This window comes from Achromobacter pulmonis, from assembly GCF_902859765.1.
Lineage (GTDB): Bacteria > Pseudomonadota > Gammaproteobacteria > Burkholderiales > Burkholderiaceae_B > Achromobacter > Achromobacter pulmonis.
Map to the genome: position 1 here is coordinate 1 of NZ_CADIJV010000089.1, position 589 is coordinate 589.

Genomic DNA, 589 nt, shown 5'->3' on the forward strand with positions numbered 1-589 from the left:
GTAGACGTCGCGTCCCATCAGCCGCAGCGGGCTGTAGGGTTCGACCCCCGCCACCGGCTGCGTGGTGCTGTGCTGGAAGAACAGCGGCACGATCTGCACCAGCCCGGCGAATGACACCACCAGGATGCTGGCGATGATCATCCAGCCGATGTTCTTTTCGAGCGTCTGGTGGGAAAAGAAGCCTTGTTGCTTGTTGGCCATGATGTCCTCGTCAGGCAGTGGCTGGCGCGGCGACGGCCTGCGGGGGGGCCTGGGGTGGGATGGCGGGGTCAACCGCCTTAGCGCCGCTGACGGTCTTCCATACGTTCCAGGCCATGATCCAGATGCCTGACAAGTACAGCATGCCGCCGAGCAGGCGGATCAGGTAGTACGGCGTCCGTGTCTTGAGTTCCTCGACGAAGCTGTACACCAGCGTGCCGTCGGGTCCGGTGTCGCGCCACATCAGGCCCTGCTGCACCCCGGCGATCCACATCGCGGTGATGTACAGCACCACGCCGATGGTGGCGATCCAGAAGTGCAGCTCGATGGCCTTGACGCTGTACATCTTCTCGCGGCCATACAGGCGCGGGATCAGGTAGTAGAGCGAGCC

2 protein-coding genes are annotated in these 589 nt (G+C 63.7%); both read right to left on the bottom strand.

Features of this window, described 5'->3' with window-relative positions; genetic code table 11:
• On the bottom strand, positions 1-201 hold a 201-nt coding region (locus HV701_RS26620), incomplete at its 3' end, for a cbb3-type cytochrome c oxidase subunit II (RefSeq protein ID WP_175135983.1).
• Positions 202-211: 10 nt separating this feature from the next.
• On the bottom strand, positions 212-589 hold a 378-nt coding region (locus HV701_RS26625; RefSeq protein WP_175135984.1), incomplete at its 5' end, for a cbb3-type cytochrome c oxidase subunit I.